General features: G+C 69.5%; 9 protein-coding genes. 8 read left to right on the forward strand and 1 reads right to left on the reverse strand.

What is annotated here, in order from left to right:
• Positions 1-24 precede the first annotated feature (24 nt).
• Genes AB0C66_RS19775 through AB0C66_RS19785 form a run of 3 tightly spaced genes read left to right on the forward strand, consistent with a single transcriptional unit; the run spans position 25 to position 2892 of the window.
• On the forward strand, positions 25-771 hold the full coding sequence (locus AB0C66_RS19775) for an arylamine N-acetyltransferase (protein WP_362439803.1): 747 nt from the start codon (positions 25-27) through the stop codon (positions 769-771).
• Positions 771-1997, forward strand: coding sequence for an LLM class flavin-dependent oxidoreductase (locus AB0C66_RS19780; RefSeq protein WP_362439806.1), 1227 nt, complete (start codon positions 771-773; stop codon positions 1995-1997). Before AB0C66_RS19775 ends, AB0C66_RS19780 begins: the two co-directional genes overlap by 1 nt.
• 22 nt (positions 1998-2019) lie before the next feature.
• Positions 2020-2892 carry an ROK family protein gene (locus tag AB0C66_RS19785; protein WP_362439985.1) on the forward strand — a complete coding sequence of 291 codons (873 nt, stop codon included), beginning with the start codon at positions 2020-2022 and terminating at the stop codon, positions 2890-2892.
• Between the two features lie 711 nt (positions 2893-3603).
• Here the strand turns inward: AB0C66_RS19785 and AB0C66_RS19790 are convergent.
• On the reverse strand, positions 3604-4698 hold the full coding sequence (locus AB0C66_RS19790; RefSeq protein WP_362439809.1) for a cytochrome P450: 1095 nt from the start codon (positions 4696-4698) through the stop codon (positions 3604-3606).
• A gap of 232 nt (positions 4699-4930) precedes the next feature.
• Between AB0C66_RS19790 and ccrA the strand changes: the two genes are divergently transcribed.
• From ccrA to AB0C66_RS19815, 5 genes are all read left to right on the forward strand, one after another.
• On the forward strand, positions 4931-6295 hold the full coding sequence (gene ccrA / locus AB0C66_RS19795; RefSeq protein ID WP_362439812.1) for a crotonyl-CoA carboxylase/reductase: 1365 nt from the start codon (positions 4931-4933) through the stop codon (positions 6293-6295).
• 7 nt (positions 6296-6302) lie between these two features.
• Positions 6303-7304: a ketoacyl-ACP synthase III gene (locus tag AB0C66_RS19800; protein WP_362439815.1), complete on the forward strand. Its 1002-nt coding sequence runs from the start codon at positions 6303-6305 to the stop codon at positions 7302-7304.
• A 5-nt stretch (positions 7305-7309) separates the two neighbouring features.
• On the forward strand, positions 7310-8161 hold the full coding sequence (locus AB0C66_RS19805) for a 3-hydroxybutyryl-CoA dehydrogenase (RefSeq protein ID WP_362439988.1): 852 nt from the start codon (positions 7310-7312) through the stop codon (positions 8159-8161).
• Positions 8162-8419: 258 nt separating this feature from the next.
• Positions 8420-11254, forward strand: a complete 2835-nt coding sequence (locus AB0C66_RS19810) for an AAA family ATPase (protein WP_362439818.1) — start codon at positions 8420-8422, stop codon at positions 11252-11254.
• Positions 11251-11880 (forward strand): malonic semialdehyde reductase, encoded by a 630-nt coding sequence (locus tag AB0C66_RS19815; protein ID WP_362439820.1) that lies wholly within the window; start codon positions 11251-11253, stop codon positions 11878-11880. The genes AB0C66_RS19810 and AB0C66_RS19815 overlap by 4 nt, the downstream gene beginning before the upstream one ends.
• Positions 11881-12079: the final 199 nt, after the last annotated feature.

The raw sequence follows: 12079 nt of genomic DNA on the forward strand, positions 1-12079 counted from the left end.
CAGAGGGGACCGACCGTGTTGACGGTGGACAAGTACCTGGAATACCTCGGCTACGCGGAGCGGCCGGCACCGACCCTGGAGACGCTGCGGGAGGTTCACCGCCGGCACCTGAGCCGGGTGCAGTACGACACCCGGCACGCGCTGCGGCTCAATCCGGACAACATGGCCGACATGGACCTGGACGACACGTTCGAGAACGTCGTCCTCGGCGAGCAGGGCGGCATGTGTCTCCAGCTCAACACGCTGTTCGACCGGCTGCTGACCGGTCTCGGCTTCCGGGCGACGGTGGTGGCCGGCGGGACCTGGATCCCCGGCAACATGTTCTACCCGGACCCGGAGCACATGCTGATGCTGGTCGACGTCGACGGCGCGCGGTGGCTGGCCGACGTCGGCCACGCGGGCGTGAGCTTCGTGGAGCCGCTGCGGTTCGCCCCCGGCGTGCAGCGGCAGGACGGCTGCGAGTTCCAGCTGCTACAGCAGGACGGCTACCACGTCGTGCAGACCCGCACCAAGGGCAAGGACTGGCGGATGACGTTCCGCTTCACCACGCGGCCGCGCACCGCAAAGGACTGGGACGGCGTCGGCGAGGGACAGGGCCCCGGAGTGCTCGCCTCGGTGCGCCGTCGGCGCCGGGCAGTGCCCGGCGGCCAGGTCACGCTCACCAAGAACCTGTTCACTCTCGTCGAGGACGGCGTCGAGCAGACCAGGCTGCTGCGCGACCCGGCCGACGAGCGACACATCATCGACACCTACTGGGAGGGCCGCGCGTAATGAGGTTCGGTCTGCTGTACGGCTTGCAACTGCCCCGGCCCTGGGGCCCGGACGCGGAAAGCCGGCTCTACCACGATGTTCTGGACCAGATCGAGCTGGCCGATCGGCTCGGCTTCGACAACGTCTGGTGTCCTGAGCACCACTTCCTGGAGGAGTACTCGCACCTGAGCGCGTCCGAGGTGTTCCTGGGGGCGGTCAGCCAGCGCACCCGGACCATCCGGATCGGGCACGCGGTGATGCTGATGCCGCCGGCGTTCAACCCGACCGCCCGGGTGGCCGAGCGGATCGCCACGCTGGACGTGCTGTCCGGCGGGCGGGTCGAGTTCGGCACCGGGGAGTCCACCACGCCGACCGAGCTGCTGGGCTTCGGCATCGAGCGGGCCACGAAGCGGGACCAGTGGGCGGAGGCGGTGGACGCGGCCGCCCGGATGTTCGTGGAGGAGCCATTCGCCGGCTACGACGGCGAGTACGTGTCGATGCCGATCCGCAATGTGCTGCCCAAGCCGGTGCAGCGGCCGCACCCGCCGATGTGGATGGCCTGCGGCAACCGGGACGCCATCCGGCTGGCCGCCAGCCGGGGGCTCGGCGCGCTGAACTTCTCCTTCTTCGGGCCGGCCGAGACCCGCAAGTGGGTGGACGCCTACTACGCAGGCATCGAGTCCGAGGACTGCGTGCCGGCCGGGTTCGCGGTCAACCCGCAGATCGCCGCGACCATCCCGATGATGTGCCACCGGGACGAGGCCACCGCGGTGGAACGCGCCGTGGACGGAATCCAGTTCTTCAACTTCGGGCTCGGCTACTACGGCGGCTTCGGCAGCCCCTCACCTGGTCACACCAACGTGTGGGAGGTCTTCCAGCGGGAGCGGGCCGATCGCGGCATGGACCGGGCCGCCTTCGGCAAGCTCGGCGGCCCCTTGGGCAATCCGGCGCGCGGCGCCATCGGCACCCCGGAGCAGATCCGCGAGCTGCTGCGCCAGCACGAGGCGGCCGGCCTGGATCAGGCGATCTTCCTTGTGCAGGGCGGCGGGATACGGCACGAGGACGTGTGCGAGTCGCTGGAGCTGTTCGCCGCCGAGGTGATGCCGGAGTTCAAGGATCGGCACGACAAGGCGGAGCTGCGTAAAGCGGAGCGCCTGGGGCCGGCCATCGACGCCGCCTTGGCCCGGCGCGAGCCGGCCCGGACCGCCGACCCGGGCTACCGGGTGCTGCCGCGCAGCAAGCACTGAGGAGGACGGCATCTACCTGGGCATCGACATCGGCGGCAGCAAGGTCGCGCTGCGGGTCGAGTTGACTGACGGCGCCGTGCGGGAGGCGGCCTTCCGGTGGACCGCCACCTCCCGCAGCGTCGACGACGACGTGCGCGAATTGAGGGCACACGTCGCGGGCGTGGTGGCGGATCAGGCTTCGCTGCAAGGAGTTGGCCTCGCGCTACCGGCCGCTGTGGACACCGACGGCATCGTGACGGCATGGCCGAACCGGCCGTGGTGGCTCGGGCTGGACCTGCGCTCGCTGCTCTCCGACCTGTTTCCGGTGACGGGTGCCCGTTTCGGCGACGACGGCGACCTGGCCGCCGTTGCCGAAACGGTGGCCATCGGCGTGCGCGACGTCGTCTACGTCGGAGTGGGCACGGGAATCGGCGGCGGCATTGTGCTCGACGGCAGGTCCTGCCCCGGCCTGGACCGCGGCTCGTGCGAACTCGGGCACATGGTGGTGGACCGCTCGGGACCGCCTTGCGTGTGCGGCCGGCGGGGCTGCCTGCAAGCAGAGGCGTCCGGTCCGGCGGTACTGCGGGCCGCCGGCCGGGCGCTGGGAACCGAGGTGACGTACGACGAACTGGTGCGCGGGTGGGCCGCCGGTGCGCCGTGGGCGTGTGAGGCGATCGGCCACGCCGCGGCCGTGCTGGCCACGGGGCTGGTCAGCGTGGCCGAACTGGTCCGGCCCGAGCTTCTCGTGGTCGGCGGTGGCTTCGCGGCCGAGCTGCCGGGCTTCGTCACCGCTATCGCCGACCGGGTGGCGGAGCTGGCTCGTCCCGGCCATCCGACCCCGCGGGTCCGCCCGGCCGTGCTGGGCGGGCTGTCCTCGCTGCACGGCGCGGTGCTGGCCGCCAGGGGTCTGGTCTGACGGCGCCGTGGGAACGACCGCTCAGCTAACCGGCGTTCCTGGACGAACGCGATCCAGCGGCGGTGGGTGTGACCCAGCGCGCGGGCGGCTGCGTACCGTGGCCAGGACGCGGCCGACATGGTGGCCCGGTGCCGGTCGCCGGTTCTTCGAGCGGGGCGGGCGTCCCGGACCAGGTGTATCTCCCACGGCCGACGGAGATCGACCGCCAACGGGCGCCGAGCCGCTGCTGGAACAGCCGGAAGGTGTGTTCCAGACCGAAGCGGCGCACGAACTCCTGCCGGCAGCGGTCGACACCCGACGGGGCACGCCGATACGGGACCACCACAGCCAGACCGGCTTGTTGTCCCCGCCCGACGGGAGGCGCGACGGCCAGCCCGATGACGGTGACCTGGATGGTGGGCGGCGGCGCATTCGTACGGCCGGCCTGGGGGCCCCGGCCGAAGGATGGGGGAGGATCACCTGGTGCTTGGCGTCGCCGCGGCCGTAGGTATGGCCCCCCAGGACCAGGCGGCCGTCGGCCTCCTTCGGTGTCGCGAACGCCTCCCGCTTGTCCGGCGGTCGCAGCTCACTCATCTCCACGGCCCCGGTCTCATCGCGTGCGTCCTCGACCGGAGCACAGGATCAAGCCGGGGCCGCCCTCATGCGCGGCGAACGCCAAGGTGAACGACCAAGTTCGAGTCACATGTCGGACCGGGATGTTGAACGACGAGCTCAGGCGCGGGGCGAGAACCGCACCGGCAGCTCGGACAGCGAACGCTGGAAGGGGTTGAGATTGCGGCCCACCTCGTCGGCCGGCTTGGCCAGCTCGATGTCCGGGAACCGCCGGAACAGCGTCTCGATGGCGATCTGGCCCTCCACCCGGGCCAGCGGGGCGCCGACACAGAAGTGGATGCCGTACCCGAACTGGACGTGCATGGCTGAGTCGCGGGTGAGGTCCAGTTCCGTGCCGTCGACGTAACGGCTCGGGTCGGTGTTGGCCGCCTCCAGGTCGAGCAGCACCTGGTCACCGGGCCGCATGTCCGCGCCACCGATGGCGAAGTCCACGTTGACGAAGCGCACGTTGAACTGGCCGGGGCCGTCGTGCCGCAGCAATTCGTCCACGCCGCGCAGGTCGATCTCCGGGCGCTCGCGCAACTCCGCGGCCACCTCCGGCCGGGACAGCAGCGAGTGGATGGCATTGCCGATGAACCCGCTGGTCAGCTCATAGCCGGCGATCACCAGCGCCCGACAGGCGGCCACCAGCTCGCGTTGACTGAGGCGCTCCTCCTCGCTGGCCACGACCAGGTCGCTGATCAGGTCGTTGCCGGGGACGCGGCGCTTCTGCTCGGTCAGGTCCGCCATGTAGGCCGACAGCTCCGCGGCTGCGGCCTGCGAGGCGGCGATCGCGTCCGGGTCGAAGCCGGAGGCCAGCATCGCCTGCGCCTGGTGGTGGATCTGGTCCTGGGCGGTGGTCGGGATGCCCAGCAGCTCGCAGATCACCAGCAGCGGCAGCGGCACGGCCAGCATCTGCACCAGGTCGGCACTGCCGTCGGCGGCGATCTCGTCCAGCAGCGAGTCGGTGATCTCCTGGATCCGCGGCCGCAGCTGGTCCACCCGGCGCATGTTGAACACCTTGGTCAGCGGCTGGCGCAGCCGGGTGTGCGTCGGCGGATTGCTGCCGATCACGGTGTCCTCGAACAGTCCGCTCAGCGGTGAGACCTGCCCGTGCTCGGCGGCGAACGCCGCGGGCGGGCTCAGCGCCGGATTCGACAGGCACTCTCTCACCTCGTCGTACCGCGACACCAGCCACACCGGCATTCCGTTCATGCTCACCCGCCTCGGCGGAACGTGCCGAAACCGTTCCGCCGCAATGGATTGTGGATCGAAGATCGGAAAATGCTCGCTTTGTATTTCGGTCACGGCGTGATGCTAGCAACGGGATACCAGGAAAATTGGTGTTCCGTGGTGCAGTGAGGGGGTTTCCAGTCGTTGGATAGGGGGTTGTTCCGACGGCACCCACGAGAGCAGTGTTGGCATGTTGACAACCCCTGATATGAGGATGGTGGCCGTGGGCTCGCTAACTGACGTGCTGGCCGACGCCGTGTCAGCGGACGAGATCGAACGTGCTGATCTGCCCGCGGAATTCCGGGCCGTACACGTCTGCGCCGAGGACGAGGCAATGTTCTCGGGTCTTTCGGACAAGGACGTCCGAAAGTCTCTCCGCGTCGGTTCGGTTGCGATGCCGGAATTGGCGCCCGACGAAGTGCTGATCGCCGTGATGGCGAGTTCCGTCAACTACAACACTGTGTGGTCGGCGCAGTTCGAACCGGTGTCGCCTTTCCGATTCCTTGAGAAGTTCGGCCGCAAGGGCGGCTGGGCCGGCCGTCACGATCTGCCCTACCAGGTGCTCGGCTCGGACGCGGCCGGCGTGGTGGTCCGGGTCGGCTCCGGTGTGCGCCGCTGGCGGATCGGCGACCACGTGGTGGTCAGCGCCGCCTACGTGGACGAGCAGGATCCCGGCACACACTCGGACGGCATGATCGGCGAGGAGCAGCTGGCCTGGGGCTACGAGACGAACTTCGGCGGCATGGCCGACTACACCGTGGCCCGCGCGAGCCAGCTCATCCCGAAGCCGCCGCACCTCACCTGGGAGGAGGCGGCGTCCAACACCGCGTGCGCGAGCACCGCGTACCGGATGCTGGTCGGGGAGCGCGGCGCGCGGATGAAGCAGGGCGACGTGGTGCTGGTCTGGGGCGCAGCCGGCGGCCTCGGCAGCTACGGTGTGCAGCTGGTGCGCAATGGCGGCGGCGTGCCGGTCGCAGTGGTCAGCTCCGCCCGAAAGGCCGAGGCCGTGCGCCGGCTGGGCTGCGACATCATCATCGACCGCACCGAGATCGGTCTGACCGACGACCCCACCGACGATCCGGCTGAGGTGATCCGGATCGGCAAGCGGTTGGGCGCGATCGTCCGCGAGCGCACCGGCCGCGACCCTGACATCGTCTTCGAGCACATCGGCCGGGCGACGTTCGGTGTCTCGGTGTTCGTGGTGCGCCGCGGCGGTGTGGTGGTGACCTGCGGCTCCTCCACCGGCTACCAGCACGTCTTCGACAACCGCTACCTGTGGATGAAGCTCAAGCGGGTGGTCGGCAGCCACGTGGCCAACCTCCAAGAGGCATGGGAGTGCAACCGGCTGTTCGAGCTGGGGGCGATCGTGCCGACAATGTCCGCGGTCTTCCCGATGGACGAGGTCGGCGAGGCGGTCCGGATAGTGCAGAACAATCGACACATCGGCAAGATCGCTCTGCTGTGCCTGGCCGACCGGCCAGGGCTCGGCGTCACGGATCCCGGGCTGCGCGCCCGCGTCGGCGGCGACGACCGGCTGAACCCGTTGCGCGGCATGACGGCCATCGTGGAAGGCGAGTAGACGATTGATGACCTCTGCCATCGGCATCCTCGGCACCGGGGCGTACCTGCCGGCGCGTGAAGTCGGCAACGACGAACTCGCCGCCCTGGTCCCTGACACCACCGCAGAATGGATACTCCGCAAGACCGCCATCCGCAGTCGGCGCTACGCCGCCCCGGACGAGGCAGCCTCGGATCTTGCCGCCGGCGCCGCGCAGGCGGCCCTCGCGGACGCCGGCCTCACCGCCGGCCGGGTGGACCACATCATCGTCTGCACGTCCACCGGCGACTACCCACTGCCGCCCACCGCGAGCGTCGTGCAACAGCTGGTCGGCGCGGACGCGGCTGCCTGCTTCGACCTTAACGCGGTCTGCGCCGGTTTCGTCTACGGCCTCGAAGTGGCCCGGGGCCTGATCATCGCGAACCCCGGCGCACATGTGCTGCTGATCGGTGTGGACGTGTACTCCCGCTTCCTGGACTTCCATGACCGCCGCTCCGCCGTGCTGCTCGGAGACGGGGCTGGCGCAGTGGTCCTTGGCACAGTCTCGGACGGACAAGGCATCCTCGGCATCGACCTGAGCACCCGCGGCGACGCACAGGACCTGCTGCGCATTCCCGCGGGCGGCAGCCGATCGCCGGCGTCGGCCGAGTCGATCGCCACGGGTGGCCACTTTCTGCGCATGCAGGGCCGCGCGGTCCGCGAGTTCGTGCTGGAGCACATCCCGCCCAGCGTGGACAAGCTGCTCGCCAACGCCGACGTGCGTGTCGAGGAGATCGACTGCTTTGTGCCGCACCAGGCCAATGGCGTGCTCATCCAGGAGCTGGCGGCGCGCTGCGGGCTGGCCGACACACCCATGGTCCACGTGGTCGAGCAGCACGGCAATACCGGTTCCGCCTCCGTGCCGATCGGCCTGGACCACGCTGTCCGCGAGGGCACGGTCAAGCCTGGTGGCCTGGTGTTGCTGTCGGCGTTCGGGTCCGGCATGTCGGTGGGCAACGGTCTGCTGCGCTGGGGCGGTGGCCCCGCGTGACCGCGATGGAACGGGTGGGCGTGGTCGGCACCGGCGCGATGGGCGGTGGACTTGTGGACGTGTGCGCGCTGGCCGGTCTGGGCGTGCGAGTGGTGGCGTCGTGCCTGGCCAGCGCCGAGCGTGCCGAGCGTCGGCTGGCGGAATCGATGGACCGACAGTGGGCCAAGGGGCGGATCACCGAAGCCGAGCGGGACGCGGCCGTGGCCCGGGTGTCGTTCGGCACCGACCTGAAGTCGTTGGAGGACCGTCAGTTCGTGCTGGAGTCGATCAGCGAGTCGCTGCGGGCCAAGCAGGACGTGTTCCGAGCGCTGGACGAGGTGGTCGAGGACCCGGAGGCCGTGCTGGCGTCGAACACCTCGTCCATCCCGATCATGAGCCTGGGCAGCGTCACCCGCGACCCGGGCCGAGTGGTCGGCACACACTTCTTCAACCCGGTACCGAAAATGCCGCTGGTCGAGATCGTCGGCTCGCTGTGCACCTCGGCGGCCACCTGCGAGCGGGCCGAGTCGTTTGTCACCGGGGCCCTGGGCAAGCAGGTGATCCGGGTCAAGGACCGGCCCGGCTTCGTGGTCAACGCGCTGTTGGTGCCGTTTCTGTTCAGCGCCGTGCGGATGCTGGACGCGGGTGGCATCAGCGCCGAGGACATAGACCGGGGTATGACGCTGGGCTGCGGCCACCCCATGGGGCCGCTCGCGCTGCTGGACCTGATCGGCCTGGACGTCATCGTCGCCGTCGGCGAGGCGATGTACGCGGAGTTGAAGGACCCGGCTTGCGCGCCGCCGGCTCTGTTGCTGCGCATGGTCGAGTGCGGCCTGACCGGCCGCAAGAGCGGTCGCGGCTTCCACTTCTACCCCTGAGGGACGCACGACCGCGATGAAAGGGGCCTCCCGCACCGGGCGGCCCCTTTCAGGTTGTGCGCCGACATGGGAGACCGCTTGGGGCTGTACGCCCCCTGGACGAAGAGGTGGTCCTGACGGCGAGCCGGAGGCAATGGTCACCGGGGGAAGGAAGTCCGAGGCGAATCCCTAGCCTTCGGCGCCACGGTTGGGATCCGCCGCGCACTCTCCCGGACCATCTCTGTGTGACGCGCTTGATCTTGAGGAGGCGTGGTACGTATGGCGGTAGGGCGAGCTCGTGACGCACAGCAGGCGGTGACGACGGTCCAGCATATCGACGACGCCATCGACGAACTCGTCGAGCGGGAGAGGGCGGCGTCCGCGCTCGACGCGGCGCTGCACCGGTCGAGCGAGGGTCGGGTCCGGATTGTTTTGGTCGAGGGTGCGATCGGAACAGGCAAGAGTGCACTCGTCTGGCGGTTTTTGGAGAAGGCGGAGTCGGCGGATGTCTTAGCCTTCGGTGTCCATATTCATCCGGATGAGCGCTCATTGACCGTTGACACGCTGGATCGGATGTTTCGCAACGTGGCGGTTCCGAGTCTTTTCAGGACCGCCGTCGGCCGCCGGTTGTTGGCGCTGCGTGAAGGTATCGGCCAAGCCGATGACTCGGCACTGGTGACGCAATTGTGCGATTTAGCTGGTGACTTGGTCGACTTGGCCGAATCTGTTCCGGTTCTGCTCGTCATCGACGACATCCATCACCTCGACACCGACTCGCTGAATGCCCTGCTGCACCTCATGCCCACCGCGAGCGCCGGCCGTGTTCTGGTGGTGCTGACCGCCGATGAGAGCCGGCATCCGCTCGGCTGGCGGGTGCCCACCGGCCTGCTGATGCGGCCCAACTTCCAGCGTGTGGTACTGAACAGCCTCAGCGAGGACGGCGTGCGCCTCGCCGCCGCCCGCCGGCTGGGCGAAACCGCGGCGGATTCCCTCCCGTCCGACCTCATCGCGCTCAGCGCGGGGAACCCGCTCGTGCTGGAGTATCTTGTCCGGGCGTACGAGGCCACTGGCACCGGCTACCCGCAGGGGTATGCCCAGGCGTTCGTGGAGTGCCTGCGCCGCTGCCCGCCGGAGACCGTCCAGGTGGTCCGGGCGCTGGCGGCGCTCGATGGGCAGGCGACATCTGAGCGAGTGGCCGAACTGGCCGCCGTCGACCGCGTGGACGTGGCCCTGCTGCCGTTGACGAACGCGGGCCTGCTCGAACTGCAGGCGTTCCGGCATCTCTCGGCCGCTCGGGCGGTGCTCTGCGATATGCCGACCGGGGCCCGTGCGGACCTGCACCGGCGGGCGGCGCTGCTGCTGCACGACGAAGGGGCGCCGGCGTTGGACGTGGCACGCCAGTTGATTCAGGCAGACGAGCACGGACTGCCGTGGTCTTCCGGACTCCTGCTCGACGCGGCCAGCGAGGCGCTTGCTCTCAACCGGGTGTGGCTCGCCCTGGAATGTGTCAAGATGGCCAGCCGCGCCGAACACGATCCGGTGGCGCGCGCCGCCGTCGATGCCCGGCTCAGCCGCTTGGAGTGGCACCTCAAGCCGCTCGCCGCCGCTCGACACGTGCAGTCGCAGCTGAAGGACAGCGCAGCCGGCTGGCTGAGCCCACGTGACATCCTCGATCTGGCGTGGCGAACGGCGTGGTTCGGGCAGATCGACACCATCGAACCGCTGTTGTCCGCGATGGGTCGGACACCGGACGACCGGGACCTGAACGATCTTGTGGACTGGCTGGCGTTCACGTTCCCGCAACACGGATTTGACCGTCGAACAGCGACGTCACCGCCTTCCTCGGCCCTCGCGGAGCCGTGGCTGCACTCGGCGTCGAGCCTGGCCAAGGGCCTGACCGGCGGGCCGGCGGCCGACCACAGCGTGGCCGACACGGAGCCGGTGCTCCAATCCCTGGCGCTCGACCACGATTCCCTGTGGAGCGGGGAAACCGCCGCCCTGGCGCTGCTCACGCTGGTCTACACCGACCACCTCGAAGCCGCCGTCACACACGCCGACCGGCTGCTGAACGAGGCACGCGACACCGAGATGCCAACGTGGCACGCGGTGTTCATGGCCATCCGGGCCGAGGCCTTGTTCCGGCAGGGCGACCTGCCCGGGGCGTTCAGCCAGGCCGTCACGGCGCTCGCAGAGATCCCAGTCCAGGGTTGGGGCATCGTGGTCGGGCTACCGGTCGGCTGCGCGGTCCACGCGGCAGTTCGCATGGGCGACCTGGCCGCCGCGAAGCGCCTGCTCGGCTTGCCCCTCCCGGAGAGCGCGCTGTGCAGCCGCTACGGACTGCACTTCCTGCATGCCCGCGGCCACTACCGGTTGGCCGTCGGGCTGCCGCAGGCCGCGCTGGCGGACTTCCTCGCCTGCGGCAGCCTGACCGAAGGGTGGGGAGCCCGAGGCGTCGGCGTGGTGCCGTGGCGGACCAGCGCTGCCGAGGCGTGGTCCCAACACGGCAACCCGGACCAGGCGCGGCGACTGCTGCGTGACCAGCTGGCGATGTTGCCACCGAGCAGCGGCCGCGCCCGTGGGCAGGCCATGCGGGTGCTCGCGTGCGTCAGCCGGGACACCCGTCGACCGCAGCTGCTCACCGACGCCGTCGACGTGCTCAAGGACTGTGGCGACAAGTACGAGCTGGCGAGCGCGTTGACCGACCTCAGCATCGCCCTCCGCCAAGCCGGCGACCAGCTCAAGGCCCGCCGCACCGCGCGACGCGCCCTGCATTTCGCCAAGGCTGCCGGTGCGCAGCCGCTGTGCGACGAAGCCGCCCTGTACGACCAGGAAGCCACGGCGGTCGAGCTGGCCCGCGCCGAGGAGGAGAAACTGTCCCTGCTGACCGAGCAGGAACTCCGGGTCGCCGCGCTCGCCGTCGAGGGCGACACCAATCACGAGATCGCCGCGAAGCTCTTCATCACGCCCAGCACCGTCGAGCAGCACCTCACCCGGATCTTCCGCAAACTCAACGTGAAGCGCCGGGACGAACTGCCCTGCCAGCTCGACACATGGTCGGCCCAGCGGCGCCCGCCTGATTCATCACTCACACAAGGGAGACGAAGACAACCGTGACTGATACCACCCCGACTTCCGCAGACCTCTCGCACCTGTACGAGTTGTCGCCCGAAGGGAGGCGACTTTTGTTCACCGACGCCAGGACCGCGTACGCCTTCAGCTCCGAGCCGGTGTCCGACGATCGCCTGCGGGCCGTGTACGAGCTGGTCAAGTGGGCGCCCACCTCGGCCAACATCAACCCGATGCGAGTGCTGTACGTGCGCACACCGGAGGGCAAGGAGCGGCTGATGCGCGGCGTCGCCCAGCCCAACCAGTCACAGACCGCGTCCGCACCGGTCACAGCCGTGATCGCGGTGGACACCCAGTACCCGGAGTATGTGCCGGTGCTTGCGCCGTCCAATCCGAACTTCCGGTCCATGCTGGAGGCCAACGAGGAGCTGCGGATCAGCCACGGGGACTTCAACACCACCTTGCAGGCCGGCTACTTCATTCTCGCGGTCCGTGCCGCCGGGCTGGTCGCCGGTCCGATGAAGGGCTTCAACGCGGCGGCCGTGGACAAGGAGTTCTTCGACGACGGCCGGTGGCGCTCGATCCTTTTGGTGAACATCGGCTACCCGGCCGAAGACGCGTTCCGCGAGCGGCTGCCGAGGCCCACGTTCGAGCAGGCGGTGCGGATGGTCTGAGCCGCGTGCCGCCGCGAGGGCCTGGCTACTGTATCGACGCGGTGGCCAGGCCGGACGGCTGTGCCGCATGCCCCACGAGTGCTCTTTCCGTGCAAGTCGGCACCGTGGGAGAGACCGACCGCGTCGCAGTGAAGGCGTATACCGCCATGGGTCCCCTGCACGCCGCCATCGACGCTGCCCTGCAGTTGCGGGCCAGGGG

This window comes from Streptomyces sp. NPDC048636 (assembly GCF_040650655.1).
Taxonomy (GTDB): domain Bacteria; phylum Actinomycetota; class Actinomycetes; order Streptomycetales; family Streptomycetaceae; genus Streptomyces.